Raw genomic sequence first — 13850 nt, 5'->3', positions numbered from 1 at the left:
GATGTCTAATAATTTAGCCCACATTGACCAAGTTACGAGCCTGCATAAAAATAATGAGTTGCAATTGCTTTGTTTCCGCTTAGGCAAGAACAAGGATTTATACGCCGTCAATGTCTTTAAAATCCGCGAGGTGGTGAAGTACAATGGGAGCTTGACCATCATCAGCCACGAGCCCAATTCTTTGGTAGAGGGGCTCATCATCATCAGGGAGTTTACGATCCCCTTGATTGACATGAAAAAGTGGTTTTACTACGACAGCGCGAACAAACAGCGGGATTTGCGCCCTTACCGCATTGAAAAGACGGAAAATGGCGATGAGATCGTGATGATTTGCGAGTTTTCGCGCTGGACGATTGGGGTGCGTATCTATGAGGCGGACCGCATTCTTAACAAAAAATGGACGGAGATCGAGCAGAGTGCGGGCGTGGGAGGCAACACGGGCAATTCTAAATTAGTCAGCCGCACCCGCTACTTTGATGGGCGGTTGGTGCAGGTGGTGGATATTGAAAAAATGTTGGTGGATGTCTTCCCTTGGATTGAGCAAGAAAGCCATGAAGAATTAGATCAACTCAGCCAACTTTACAGCGATAAAATTGTGCTTTTGGCGGATGACTCGCCCAGTGTCTTAAAAACCATGCGAGCGATTTTGGATAAGCTGGGCATCAAGCATTTAGACTTCATCAATGGCAAGCAGCTTTTAGACTATCTTTTTAGTCAAGAAACCCCTGTTGAGGAAGTGGGGCTCATCATCACCGACTTAGAAATGCCCGAGGCGAGCGGGTTTGAGGTGATTAGAAGGGTGAAATTAGACCAGCGCACCATCAATATCCCCATTGTGGTGAATTCTTCCATGAGCGGGAGCAGTAACGAGGAAATGGCACGCTCTTTACATGCCGATGACTTCATCTCCAAGTCCAACCCCCTAGATGTGGAGCGTATTGTCAAACAGTTCATGCATGTGAGGCCCGCCTAATGGACTACAACGCCATCCCCTCGCCTTGCTATGTTTTGGATTTAAACAAGCTCAAGGCGAATTTAGCCCTCTTGGAGCGGGTGCAACAAGAGGCACAAGTGAAAATTTTACTTGCCCTGAAGGGCTTTGCTTTTTGGCGTTGCTTTGAGTGGGTGCGGGCGAGCTTGTGGGGGTGTTGTGCGAGTGGGGTGTATGAGGCGGTGCTCGCTTATGAGGAATTTGGCTCAAGGGAGAGCGGCAAGGAAATTTGCGTCTTTAGCCCCGGGTATAAAGAGAGCGACATGCAACAAATTTTGCCCATCGCCACGCATATCATTTTTAATTCTTTCACCCAATACCAACGCTATAAAAGCACCATCCTACTCAAAAACCAAAAACTCGACAAACTCGGACTATCCCCCATTAAAATGGGTCTTAGAATCAATCCTCTGTATAGTGAGGCGAGCCCTGCCATCTACAACCCCTGCGCACCCTACAGCCGTCTAGGGATCACACCTGTCGCCTTTAAAGAGGGGGCAAAGCAGCACGGGTTAGAGGGCATTAGTGGCCTGCATTTCCACACGCATTGCGAACAAGACGCGCCCGCCCTGCAAGAAACCCTAAGGCATGTAGAAAAGCACTTTGGCGTAGCGATTGAACAAATAGAGTGGATGAACTTTGGTGGCGGGCAACACATCAGCAAAGAGGGCTACCAGTTGGAGGTACTTAAAAGCACCATCCACGATTTTAGGGTCAAATACCCACACATCCAAGATATTTTTTTGGAGCCCGGGGAGGCTGTCGGCTGGCAAACGGGCTTTCTGCTTGCTAGTGTGTTGGACATTGTACATAATGACAAGGACATCGCCATTTTGGACATCAGCGTGGCCAATCACATGCCAGACTGCCTAGAAATGCCCTACACCCCGCAGGTCTTGCATCTAAGCACTGATGGGATAGAAAGGGCACAGATCGATCCACAGGGGGGCGTGATGCTGGGGGGATCTAGTTGTTTGGCAGGCGATTTTATCGGACCTTATCACTTTAAAAGCCCATTGCAAGCGGGGGATAAACTCTTATTTGAGGACATGTTGCACTACACCATTGTGAAAAACAACACCTTTAATGGCATCGCCCTGCCCTCTTTAGGGCTATTAGATGGGGAGAGTTTTAAGCTGTTGAAGCGTTTTGGATATGCGGATTATAAAGAGCGCAACTAGACTTGCCTGATGGCGATAAAGCCCCGATCCAGTCCGGCATAGTCTGTGTAAAAGCTGGGGTGGTATTTTTGTAGACCCAAATGCTCGCTTAGCGAAGCCTTGTGGTTGTAGCCCATCTCACAGGCTAGATACTTCACCCGTTTGTTGGCCGCTTCATCAATCAAGATTTTTAAAATCTCATCGCCATGCTCGCCCCCATAGAGCGCAATCTCAGGCTCGTAGCGCACGGAGTCATCAAGAGGGTAATCTAGGGGGACATAAGGGGGGTTGCTCACCACCAAGGTGCGGGCTTTGATGTCCACACCCTCGAGCAAAGAGGTTTGAAACAACTCAATGCGCTCTTGCAAATTAAAGGTGCTGATGTTCATGCCCGCCACTTCTAGGGCATCCATAGAAATATCTGTGGCTAGAATGGAGATTTTAGGGTGCGCCATGGCTAAACTCACAGAAATCGCCCCGCTGCCGATCCCCACCTCCACCACGCTTCTAATGCCATAGTCTTGGATGATCTTTGAGGCTTGGCTTACCAAAATCTCGGTTTCAGGCCGTGGGATAAGTACTCTTTCATCCACAAAAAAGATCCGCCCATAAAAGCTCACTTCGTGGGTAATGTACTCAATGGGTTTGCCCTTGGCGCGGGTTTTCACCATATGCATGAAATGCTCGAAGGCAAAGGGGTCTAACTCTTCTTGGGCATGGATGTGTAAATACACCCGATCTACACCCAACACATGGGCTAAGAGCAACTCGGATTCTAGAGTGTTGCGCACACCTTTGTCTTTGAGTACCTTCTTGGCTTCATGGAGGGCTTTTGAAATATTGATGTTCATGAGCCTTGTTTCGTTGGCGTTGTCTAGAGGAGGCACACACACCCCCAACTCCACCAAAGCGCAAAAGAGGCTTGATTCTGATTGAAAAACACCCTAGCAACCTATCTTAAATTTTAGCCTCCCATTCTACCCTAAACAACCTTATATCTCATGTAAGGGGCTTATTTTTATGAGATTTGGGTATAATGGGGCTTTTCTAGGTCGTTGTTGCAAGGATGATTCAAGTGGATTATGGGCTATTGTTTGGCGGTCAAAGTTTTGAGCATGAGATCAGCATTGTGAGCGCAATCGCGCTTAAGGAAGTGCTGGGCGCATCCATCAAGGCTTTTATCTTTTTGGATGGGGCGCATAAATTCTATTTGATCGAACCCAAGGACATGCGCGCGCCATTCTTTTCTAGAGGGCAATATAAAAAATGCCCCGAGATCACCTTAAAAATGCATGGCTTTTACACGCAAGGTTTATTAGGTTCTAAGAAAGTTGCCTTCAACACGCTCATTAACCTCATCCACGGGGCGGATGGCGAGGATGGCAAACTCGCTTCTTTGCTGGACTTCTTTAGCGTGAAGTTCATCGGCCCTAGGGTGGAGGCAAGTGTGCTTAGTTTTAACAAACACTTCACTAAAATGCTCGCCAAAGAAAAAGGTATCAACACCCTGCCCTATGTGTTTTTAAACAACCACAACGAACACAATCTAAAGTCCATGGACTACCCGCTCATTGTCAAGCCCAACCGCCTGGGCAGCTCTCTTGGCATCGGGGTGATTAAAGAGGAGCGCGAAGTTGCCTTCTTGCTGGATGAAGTGTTTGAATTTGACAGCGAGGTGCTGATCGAGCCCTTTAAAGAGGGGGTGAAGGAGTACAACCTGGCCGGGTGCAAAATCCAAGAGAAGGGAGAAAGCGTGTTTGTTTTCTCCACCATCGAAGAGCCTCAAAAAAAGGCGTTTTTGAGCTTTGAGGAAAAGTATTTGGATTTTGGACGCACCGCTAAGGTGGCAAGGGCTGAACTTAGCCCCGTTTTAGAGGAAAAAATGCACGCTGTGTTTCAAGCCCTTTACGACCCGTTATTTGTGGGGGCAATCATCCGTTGTGACTTCTTTGTGATCGGCAACGAAGTCTATTTAAACGAGATCAACCCGATTCCAGGCAGCCTCGCGCACTACCTCTTTGAAGACTTCGCTCATATCCTGGAGCGTGTACAACTGCCTAAACCCACCCCCATCCCCATCACTTATAACTACATCAACCGAATCCAAAAAGCCAAGTAATGGCCAAACGCACCATCTCTTACAAGGGGGTAGATTTTGAAATTGCCTACGATTTTTGCGACCACAAAGCCCCTAGAAACCTTCTCATCTTGCATGGCTGGGGCAGTTCCAAAGAGCTCATGCAAATAGCTTTTAAACCCTATTTTCAAACCTTTAACCACTTCTATCTAGACTTGCCCGGCTTTGGCAAAAGCCCCAATGCCACCTTTTTAACCCCCCTAGATTACGCCAAGATCATAGATGTGTTTTTCCAATCCCTGCAAGTAGAGATCGACACCGCCATGGGGCATAGCTTTGGGGGCAAGGTTGCCCTGCTGTGCGAGAGCCTGTATCTCATCCTTCTTAGCAGTGCGGGGATTTTAATGCCAAAACCTTTTCACACCCGCTTGAAAATTAAATTTGCCAAAGCCTTAAAATCCATCGGGCTTAAAAAGGCACTGAGTCTGCTTAAAAGCAAGGATGCAGACAACCTCAATCCCGCTATGTATGAAACCTTCAAATACACGGTGCAAGAGGATTTCATCCCCAAGTTTCAAGCCTGCACGAAAAAAACCCTCATTGTATGGGGGCAAGAGGACATGGCCACGCCCCTAGCAGCTGGGCAGCAAATCGCCTCTTTAGTGTCGGCTAATCGCTTTGTGGTGCTTAAGGGGGATCATTACTTTTTCCTCAGGCAGGGGGCGCAAGTGGAGGGGGAATTTTTGCAATGTTTAAAAGAGTGGGGTGAAGTATGCTAGACACTTTAAAATGGATGGCCCTTTGGAGCTTTATTTTGGGCTTAAATTACTATCTCGTCACACTGTTACAGTGGTATAACTACAGCTTTTCTAGAGTGCTCACCAAGCACCATAAACGGCGTTGGCACTTGTTGCACGCCTTTTTGCCCCTAGCCGTTTTTATCGCAACACAGCTTAAAGGGTGGGACTTGGTGTTTATGGTCTTTGTGGGGGTGGTGCAGCTGCCCACCCTGCTCATTTGGCGTGGCCGCCTAGACAAGCCTCTTGTCTTTACCCCCCGCGTGGTGCGTTTTTTTGCGCTCTTGCTGCTCTTTTTATCCACGGATGCGCTTTTGGCGCACGCCTACAACCAAAGCTTTTTTGGGCTGTATCTCTTGCTGATCGTACTCGTGCATATCGCCTATAAAGCCATGGAGAATCTGATCTCTAAGGGCTATGTCCGCCTTGCCAAGGACAAATTAAGGCGCATGAAGGATTTACAGATCATCGCCATCACAGGCAGTTTTGGCAAAACCAGTGTGAAAAACTACCTTGACCAAATGTTGCAAAGCCGCTATAAAATCCACAGCTCACTAGGCAGTGTCAACACGCTGCTAGGCCTAAGCCAAGACATCAACAACAATCTAGAGGAGAGCACCACGCTCTACATCGCTGAAGCCGGGGCGCGCCAAAAGGGCGACATCAAGGTGATTTCTAAACTCTTAGCCCACCACTACGCCATCATCACCGAGATCGGCAACCAACACATTGAGTATTTTAAAAACATCGACAACATCACCCAAACCAAGGCCGAGATTCTGCAATCCTCCCGCCTCATCCGCGCCTTTTGCCACGAAAACAACCCCCTAGAGCCTTTTTATAGTGGGATTGAAAATCGAATCCAGCCCTACCCCGGGCAGGTGCGCGCCGTGGTTGCCAATTTAGAGGGGACTCGCTTTGAGCTCTTTTTAGACAATGTGTGGGTGCCTTTTGAAACTAAAATCCTCGGGGCGTTCAATGTGGATAACATCGCCTTAGCGGTGCTGGTGGGGCGTTACTTCGAACTTGCCATCGAGCAACTCCAGCGGCTCGTGTCTAAACTCAAACCCGTGCCCCACCGCCTGCACCCCATGCATGTCAATGATAAATTCATCATTGATGACGGCTTTAATGGCAATTTAAAAGGCATGCTAGAGAGCGTGCGCTTAGCCAGCCTTTATCCCGGGCGCAAAGTGATTGTAACCCCAGGGCTTGTAGAGAGCGATGAGGAGTCCAACATCACGCTAGCTAAGGCCATTGAAGAGGTGTTTGACATCGTGGTGGTGACAGGCGAGCTCAACGCCGATCTTTTCACCCAGCACTTAAGCCGCCCCCAAAAGGTGTTCTTACAAGACAAAAACCAACTCGAGCAGGTGTTGCAAACCATCACCTTTGCCAAGGACCTGATTTTATTTGCCAACGATGCCCCAAACTACATTTAAGGAGGTGTGATGGACCATCTATACGCCCCGTGGCGTAGCCCCTACCTTGTGGGCGATGATGCACCTGAATGCGTCTTTTGCGCCATTAGTCAAAACCCCAAGGACGACTTTAAAAACCATGTGCTCTTTAGAGATTCTTTATGCTTTGGGGTGATGAACCGCTACCCCTACACCCCCGGGCATTTCATGGTGATCCCGCATATCCACCAAGACAGCCCTGAAGGCTTGGGGCTAGAGTTATGGTTACACTTACAAAAACGGCTGTATGAGGGGGTGCAGCTCTTGTATGCCTTTGGGGCACAGGGCGTGAATTTGGGCTTTAACATCAAGGACGCTGGGGGGGCGGGCATCGCGCCGCATTTGCACGGGCATTTAGTCCCCCGTTTTAAGAAAGACACGAATTTCATGACCGCCATCGGGCAAACCCGCATTTATGGGGTGGATTTTGAGCAGATTTACACCACGCTGAAAACCAAAGTGGCGGATTATTTTACAGGAGTTTGAATGAAAACGCGCAGTTTTAAAATCTTTAGCGGGAGCGCGCACCCGAGTTTTAGCAAGGAAGTGGCTAGACATCTAAATGTGGGCTTGTCTAAGGCGATCTTGGGGCATTTTAGCGATGGGGAGATCAATGTGCAAATCAGCGAGTCGGTGCGGGGGCGCGATGTGTGTATTGTCCAGCCCACTTGCACCCCGGTGAATGATAATTTAATGGAGCTGTTGATCATGGTGGATGCGCTCAAGCGCAGCAGTGCCAGCTCGATCACCGCCGTGATCCCCTACTTTGGCTACGCCAGACAGGATCGCAAGGCCGCGCCTAGGGTGCCTATCAGCGCGAAACTTGTGGCGGATTTAATGCAGACCGTGCAAATCGATCGCATCATCACCATGGACCTACACGCCGGACAAATCCAAGGCTTTTTTAATATCCCCGTGGATAATCTTTACGGCTCGATTGTGTTTAGAGATTATATTTTGTCGCGGGCGTTTAAAAACCCCATTGTGGCAAGCCCGGATATTGGTGGGGTGTCGAGGGCACGGTATTTTGCCAGCCAAATGGGGCTGGATTTAGTCATTGTGGATAAACGCCGCGAGCGGGCGAATGAAGCGGAGGTGATGAACATCATTGGGGATGTGGATAAACGGGATGTGATCTTGATCGATGACATGATCGACACGGCCGGAACCATTTGCAAAGCCGCGGAGATGTTAAAGGCTAGAGGGGCGCACTCGGTGATGGCGATCGGCACGCATGCAGTCTTAAGCGGCAATGCCATCAAGCGCATTCAAGAGAGCGCGCTAGATGAAGTGGTGGTGAGCAACTCGATCCCACACAAGGGCAAGCACGCCAAAATCACGGTGCTGAGTGTCGCCCCCCTATTTGCTGAAGTGATCCGCAGGATTTACCACAACGAGAGCGTGCATTCGCTCTTTGTCTAAAGGAGTTTGGTATGGCTGATGTAGTCGTGGGGGTGCAATGGGGCGATGAGGGTAAGGGCAAGTTAGTCGACAGGCTGGCCCCCAATTATGATTTTGTGGTGCGCTTTCAAGGCGGGCACAACGCGGGGCACACGATCGTGGCGGATGGGAAAACCCACGCCCTGCACTTGATCCCCTCTGGCGTGCTTTACCCGCAGTGTAAAAATGTGATCGGCAATGGCGTGGTGGTGGCTTTGGATGCTTTGCTCAAGGAAATGAAACCCTTTGGGGATTTAAAGGGGCGCTTGTTTGTGAGCGATCGGGCGCATTTGATCTTGCCCCACCACCCCATGCAAGATATGCGCACTGAGAATGGCAGGGGCGCGATCGGCACGACCAAGAAGGGCATTGGCCCGGCTTATCAAGACAAGATCGGGCGCGTAGGGCTTAGGGTGGGGGATTTAAGAGAGCCCAAACTCTTAAAAGACAAACTCGCGCACCACTTAAGTGCACACGCACATACCCCCGATTTACCCACGCTCAAAGCCCTTGAGGATTATTTAAACACCTACGCCCCCAAAGTATTGCCCTACACCACTGACACCACCGCGCTTTTATGGGAGGCCATAGATCAAAACAAAAAGATTTTACTAGAGGGCGCGCAGGGGAGCATGCTGGATGTGGATTTTGGCACTTACCCCTTTGTAACCAGCTCGACCACCATAGCAGCGGGGGCGTGCAGTGGGAGCGGGCTTAGCGTGAAAGACATTGATAAAATCATTGGCGTGGCTAAGGCGTATTGCACGCGCGTGGGGCTAGGGCCCTTTCCCACCGAGGATTTAGGGCAGGTGGGGGCGTATTTAAGAGAAAAGGGGCATGAGTATGGCACCACTACAAACAGAGCTAGGCGGTGCGGGTATTTTGACGCGGTGGCGGTCAAATACGCTTGCCGCCTCAATGGGTGCAGTGAACTTGCTTTGATGAAGCTCGATGTCTTGGATGGCTTGGAGGAAATTTTAGTGGGCGTGGGTTATGAGAATTCTAGCCCTAGTTTAGAGGGGGCAAAACCCATTTACAAGTGCTTTAAGGGGTGGGGGCACAGCGCAGGGGTGGGCGAGTTTAACGCCCTGCCTAAAGAGGCACAGGAATATATCTTAGCGTTGCAAGAGCTTATTGGGGTGAAAATTGGTGCCGTCTCCACCAGCCCACAAAGAGAAAACATGGTGTTGCTGCCATGAATTTAAAAACCTTTAAAGCCCTAGTACAGGTGAAAAAACAGGCCATGCAACGCTGTGAGGCCGACATTGCCGCCAACCTTGCCAAAATCCACGCCAAACAAGAGGAGCAACAGGGCTTGGTGGCTGAGCTCAACACCCTAAGCGTGCCCACTACGGCCAACATGGCCGCCTTCATCCAGTGCAATAGCTTAAAAAAGAACTATCTATATGCCATCGACCAAGTGGGGTTAGAAATCAGCGAGCTAAAGAGCATAGACACTCATTTAAGAGAACTTTATAAAAATGTGTGTATAGAATATGAGAAGTTGCAGTATTTATACACCCTAGAGCTCAAAAAAAGGGCACAAAAGCTGGAGAAAGAGGAGGCAAAACAAATGGATTCGATCGGGGCTGAGGTCTTTTATCGGCAACAAAAGGCGCGCCGTGCGTAGCCTTACTCTTTATGCGGTGTGTGTGGGAATGCTCTTAGCGGATGCGCCCCCCGCCCCACAAAGCGGCCAAACCCCCCCCGCCAACTCCTTTCCCAGTCTAGAAATCCCCAAGGGGGCTAACCACGCTTCACAGCAATTCTTGCAATGCAACGCGATTTTTGAATCCAGAAAAGCCGAGATCAACAACCAACTACAACTCTTGCAAGAGCGCGCGCTCACCCTGCAGAATTTGCAAGAGCAGACCCAAAGCCTGCTGGATCAGCGCAATGCCAAAGTCGCCAAAAGGGAGAAGGACCTAGATGCCCATTTAAAAGAATTTGAGGCCAAAGAGAAGGCGTTTAAGGACTTGCAGACGCAAAAAGAAAAGGAGCTTAAAAAGCTCATCGCGCAAAACGAACAACTCTTAAAAGAAATCAAGGAGGGCAGCAGCTCTAAAGTCGCCACGACCTACGCCAAAATGAAGGACTCCAAAGCCGCGCCGATTTTGCAGGACATGCCCATCAATCAGGCCGCCACGATTTTATCTAAATTAGAGGCAAAAGACATGGGCAAAATCTTAGCCAAAATGGACCCGGCCAAGGCGGCGAGTTTAACCGAAATGCTGCAAAAGGGACCTCCCTTTAAAGCCCCGCCCCCGCCCCCCCCGCCTCCCAAACCCAAAGATGAGGATGAATGATGAAGATCGCTGTTTTGATGAGTGGAGGGGTGGATAGCTCGTTTAGCGCGTATTTGTTGCAACAAGCCGGATATGATCTCTTGGGGGTGTATTTAAAATTGCATGACAAGGAGGAGAAGCACACCCACTACATTAAAAACTGCGAAGCGGTGGCTAAGTTTCTACAAATCCCCTTTGAGGTGGTGGATTTAAAGGAGGCATTTAAAGAAAAGGTGTACCAAGCCTTCATAGACACCTACAAAAAAGGGCAAACCCCGAACCCCTGCGCGCTGTGTAACCCCTTGATGAAATTTGGGCTGGGGCTAGACTTTGCCCTAAGTAAAGGCTGTGAGAAGATCGCCACGGGGCATTACGCCCGCTTGCAAGAAGTGCAGGGGGTGCTAAGGATTAGAGAGGCGGCGGATTTAAGCAAGGATCAGAGCTATTTTTTATACGCCCTGCCCCAAAGAGCGATCGACGCGCTGCTCTTCCCCCTAGGCGATTTACTCAAAAGCGAAATCAAGCCCAAAGCCCTAGCGGCCATGCCTTTTTTGGGGGACCTAAAGAGTTATAAAGAGTCGCAAGAAATTTGTTTTGTGGAAAAGTCCTACATTGACACGCTTAAAGAGCATATCGATGTGGATCGTGAGGGGCTGGTTAGGGATTTAAGCGGACAGGTGGTGGGCACGCATAAGGGCTACATGCACTACACCATTGGCAAGCGCAAGGGCTTTAGCGTGAAGGGCGCGCACACCCCGCACTTCGTGGTGGGCATTGACGCTAGCAAAAATGAAATCATTGTGGGGCAAAAGCAAGATTTAGCGGTGCTAAACATAGAAGCGCAAAATAAATCCTTGCCTGAAAATTTTAAAGAGGGAGAGTATTTGGTGAAGGTGCGCTATAGAAGCACGCCCACCAAGGCCAAGATACACCTAGAAGGCGGCACCATTAAGGCGGCGTTTGAGTCGCCCGTCTATGGAGTCGCCCTAGGCCAAGCCCTCGTGGTCTATCAAGACGACTGTGTGCTTGGCGGAGGGATCATCACTAAGAGTGCTTAAAATTGCCCGTGGAAGCTGTGTCCATAAAAAACTTATGAGGACACCATGCTTTTAGTGCCCATCAAGTTGTTTGTTGCCCTATGTACTGGCTCAAAGAGCACTCCAAATGCTCTAAATCCTGCTTGTTGCGCTGGATTTAACCTGGGTGGCTTTGGCGTGCGTGCGCTGTTTTCTTTATTTGATCAGCACCAAAGACACAACACCGGGCGTAAAGACGGGGCACGCCACGGACACTGCTTTGCAGGGGCGTTGTAGAAGGCTCAAAGAGCCCCTCTCCAAAGAGCAAGCTACACACCTAAGCGCGTTAAAAGCGCCAATGGAATCTAACATGATAATCGCTCTGTAGCTCTGTAGAGGCGTTGCTGATAGGAAAGTAGATGTTGATATGTTTTTGGCACTTGTTCACAAACTCATCGTACTGCCCTGAGCGGATATCCAAGTCCCTATAATTAGCCAAACGCTTGAGGACCTGCTCGGTCGCTTCAAGGGCTTCTTGCACCGCCCGTTTTTCCAAGAGCTTTTGCCGCTTTTTGGCTTTTGCCAATGTTTTTATACTCAATATGGTTAAATTCGTGGAGTGCGAGGGTGCCTGCCTGCCCTCGGCATACCCCACTTCTACATATGCACCCAAACGGCTTAAAAAAGCCAAGAAAATCAATGGCTTAACGACCCCATAAGAACTCCTTTGTGTTAAGATAAACCATGCGCATTCTAGCATGGCAAATCTTAGGTTTTTGTGAAAATGGTGCGGTTTTGAAACGGCTTTTGGAGCTTGTGTTGTGTGGGGCTTTTTGTATGGCCCACGCCCTAGATTATAAACTCTCAGGCACGCTAGGCTCGTTTGCGCGCATCGGTTTTAACAACAGCCCCATCAACACGCTTAAGGGCATTTACCCCACAGGCAGCTATGTAACTTTAGTGGCTTCTTTAAAGTTGAGTGTCCATCTCTTGCCTAAATCCGTGAGCGATCACCAACTCAAAGCCGCCATAGGCGCAGAGCTAGGGGCATTAGCTTACGACTCCACGCGCACACTCACAGACACAAGCGGACAAGAAAAGGGCTTTTTGCCCGCCAACTGGTATTACATGGGGCGCTGGCTAGGCTACTTTATGGACGCGCCATGGAAAGACTCGCGCTATGAGACTGCTATGCGCGTGCGCGATTTTGTGCTGCACACCTTGTATTTGGGTTATAGCTACAAGGACCATTTTGGTTTTAAGATTGGGCGTTACCGCAGCCGTGCCTTGTTTTTGAGCGGCTACAACCAAGGCATACAACTTTTCTTGCACTTTGGCACTTGGAGCTTGCAGTGGTTTAGCTCCTATGGGCGGGCCCGTTCGAATCTGCAGTTTATCCGCGACTTTTACGCCCCCATCAGTTACCAATTCCCCAGTGGCCAACATATCGACTATGGCTTGCACGCCTTGAGCTTCATTTACAAGCATAAACACCTAACCCTCATGCCCTTTGTATGGTTTTACCCCAAGCTCTACACCGCCCCTGGGTTTCAATTTGACTTTGATTTTGCCTATGTCAATTGGAAGATACACACCCACCTTTATGCGTGGTTTCCTCTTTATAGCACCTACATGGCGCACCGCTATTTTAGGGGCGCGCTCGTGGGGCGTAACACGGCGAGCTTTTTGCTTTACCAGCACTTTGACATCGACAACCATTACAATTTTGGCTGGGGGGTGTATAAGAACTTTGGCAACGCGAGCGCGTGCATTGGCTGGAGTGGCTCGCCCATCCCCTTTGATACGAAGGACAACACCCCCTATGAAAATGCCTACTCCAATCTATACAACGCCAATTCTGTAACGGGTTTTGCCTATGTGGGCTTTAGATGGCAAAACTTTTCATGGCAACTTCTAGGCAAATTCACCCACTCGCCCAGAGCCGACTCTAAAAGTTTAATGCTCACCCTAGAGTACAAGCCCAGCCCACACATCCATTTACTGTTTAAGATCAACGGTTTTGATGTGACGATGCACCAAGGCTATAAGGTGGGTTATTTTTCAGCCGGCTACAACCCCAAATTTAAAGCCAACACCCAGGATCGCAGCTATGTGATGACTTCTATGAGCTACGATTTTTAAGGGCATTTATTATATAATACAATTTTTACACAATCTCAAAAGGGGGCTTTGTTTGACACAAAAAGTCCTGGCCTTGTTTACTTTTTTTCTCCCCTCTTTGGTGGCACAACTCAGTGCTTTTGATTACAAAATCTCAGGGCGGGTGGGCTCGTTCTCGCGCATCGGTTTTAACAATGCTCCCATCAATACAGACAAAGGACTTTACCCCACGGGCAGCTATGTTACGACCATCGGGGCATTAGAAGTGAATGCCAATTTATTGCCAAAATCTGTGGAGAATCAAAAACTAGAAGTGGGGCTTGGGGGCGAGATCGGCGGGCTGGCTTACGACTCGACTAAGGGGCTAAAGGATCAAAACGGGGCGTATGCGCCGGCCAACTGGTATTACATGGGGCGCTGGGAGGGTTATTTGATGAACGCCCCTTGGCGGCATGTGCGTGCAGAAGACGAGTCGCATGCTAAAAATTACATTTTGTACAACG

General features: G+C 49.3%; 16 protein-coding genes. 14 read left to right on the top strand and 2 right to left on the bottom strand.

Going from position 1 to position 13850, the window contains the following annotated elements; translation table 11 throughout:
- Position 1 precedes the first annotated feature (1 nt).
- Both AOG36_RS07070 and nspC read left to right on the top strand, forming a co-directional pair.
- Positions 2-973 carry a chemotaxis protein gene (locus AOG36_RS07070; RefSeq protein WP_015107292.1) on the top strand — a complete coding sequence of 324 codons (972 nt, stop codon included), beginning with the start codon at positions 2-4 and terminating at the stop codon, positions 971-973.
- Positions 973-2172: a carboxynorspermidine decarboxylase gene (gene nspC / locus AOG36_RS07065; RefSeq protein ID WP_015107291.1), complete on the top strand. Its 1200-nt coding sequence runs from the start codon at positions 973-975 to the stop codon at positions 2170-2172. The genes AOG36_RS07070 and nspC overlap by 1 nt, the downstream gene beginning before the upstream one ends.
- On the opposite strand, the gene prmC is transcribed toward nspC, so the two are convergent.
- Entirely contained in the window at positions 2169-2996 is an 828-nt protein-coding gene (prmC, locus tag AOG36_RS07060) for a peptide chain release factor N(5)-glutamine methyltransferase (protein WP_173380418.1), read from the bottom strand. The genes nspC and prmC overlap by 4 nt on opposite strands.
- Before the next feature lie 230 nt (positions 2997-3226).
- Between prmC and AOG36_RS07055 the strand changes: the two genes are divergently transcribed.
- Genes AOG36_RS07055 through AOG36_RS07010 form a run of 10 tightly spaced genes read left to right on the top strand, consistent with a single transcriptional unit; the run spans position 3227 to position 11523 of the window.
- Positions 3227-4270, top strand: coding sequence for a D-alanine--D-alanine ligase (locus tag AOG36_RS07055; protein ID WP_015107288.1), 1044 nt, complete (start codon positions 3227-3229; stop codon positions 4268-4270).
- Positions 4270-5007, top strand: a complete 738-nt coding sequence (gene estV, locus AOG36_RS07050; protein ID WP_015107287.1) for an EstV family lipase — start codon at positions 4270-4272, stop codon at positions 5005-5007. The genes AOG36_RS07055 and estV overlap by 1 nt, the downstream gene beginning before the upstream one ends.
- Positions 5001-6467 carry a Mur ligase family protein gene (locus AOG36_RS07045; protein ID WP_082344347.1) on the top strand — a complete coding sequence of 489 codons (1467 nt, stop codon included), beginning with the start codon at positions 5001-5003 and terminating at the stop codon, positions 6465-6467. The genes estV and AOG36_RS07045 overlap by 7 nt, the downstream gene beginning before the upstream one ends.
- A 9-nt stretch (positions 6468-6476) precedes the next feature.
- Positions 6477-6971, top strand: coding sequence for an HIT family protein (locus tag AOG36_RS07040; protein WP_015107285.1), 495 nt, complete (start codon positions 6477-6479; stop codon positions 6969-6971).
- Entirely contained in the window at positions 6972-7907 is a 936-nt protein-coding gene (locus AOG36_RS07035) for a ribose-phosphate pyrophosphokinase (protein WP_053825777.1), read from the top strand.
- An 11-nt stretch (positions 7908-7918) separates the two neighbouring features.
- On the top strand, positions 7919-9124 hold the full coding sequence (locus AOG36_RS07030) for an adenylosuccinate synthase (protein ID WP_015107282.1): 1206 nt from the start codon (positions 7919-7921) through the stop codon (positions 9122-9124).
- Entirely contained in the window at positions 9121-9555 is a 435-nt protein-coding gene (locus AOG36_RS07025; protein WP_015107281.1) for a flagellar FliJ family protein, read from the top strand. The genes AOG36_RS07030 and AOG36_RS07025 overlap by 4 nt, the downstream gene beginning before the upstream one ends.
- Positions 9548-10231, top strand: a complete 684-nt coding sequence (locus AOG36_RS07020; protein ID WP_238374890.1) for a MotE family protein — start codon at positions 9548-9550, stop codon at positions 10229-10231. The genes AOG36_RS07025 and AOG36_RS07020 overlap by 8 nt, the downstream gene beginning before the upstream one ends.
- Positions 10231-11268: a tRNA 2-thiouridine(34) synthase MnmA gene (gene mnmA, locus AOG36_RS07015; RefSeq protein ID WP_015107278.1), complete on the top strand. Its 1038-nt coding sequence runs from the start codon at positions 10231-10233 to the stop codon at positions 11266-11268. Before AOG36_RS07020 ends, mnmA begins: the two co-directional genes overlap by 1 nt.
- Positions 11269-11313: 45 nt before the next feature.
- The gene (locus tag AOG36_RS07010) at positions 11314-11523 is read left to right on the top strand and encodes a hypothetical protein (RefSeq protein WP_053825776.1); all 210 of its coding nucleotides are present in this window, start codon (positions 11314-11316) and stop codon (positions 11521-11523) included.
- A gap of 49 nt (positions 11524-11572) precedes the next feature.
- Here the strand turns inward: AOG36_RS07010 and AOG36_RS07005 are convergent, their stop codons facing one another.
- Positions 11573-11986, bottom strand: coding sequence for a hypothetical protein (locus AOG36_RS07005; RefSeq protein ID WP_129593211.1), 414 nt, complete (start codon positions 11984-11986; stop codon positions 11573-11575).
- Here AOG36_RS07005 and AOG36_RS07000 point away from each other — a divergent pair.
- Together AOG36_RS07000 and AOG36_RS06995 are read left to right on the top strand one after the other, a co-directional pair.
- Positions 11971-13368 (top strand): outer membrane family protein, encoded by a 1398-nt coding sequence (locus AOG36_RS07000; RefSeq protein ID WP_015107275.1) that lies wholly within the window; start codon positions 11971-11973, stop codon positions 13366-13368. The two genes, AOG36_RS07005 and AOG36_RS07000, sit on opposite strands and share 16 nt — an antisense overlap.
- A gap of 52 nt (positions 13369-13420) precedes the next feature.
- On the top strand, positions 13421-13850 hold a 430-nt coding region (locus tag AOG36_RS06995; protein WP_370696101.1), incomplete at its 3' end, for an outer membrane family protein.

This window comes from Helicobacter heilmannii, from assembly GCF_001283065.1.
Taxonomy (GTDB): domain Bacteria; phylum Campylobacterota; class Campylobacteria; order Campylobacterales; family Helicobacteraceae; genus Helicobacter; species Helicobacter heilmannii.
This window is presented reverse-complemented; position numbering and strand designations above follow the sequence as displayed.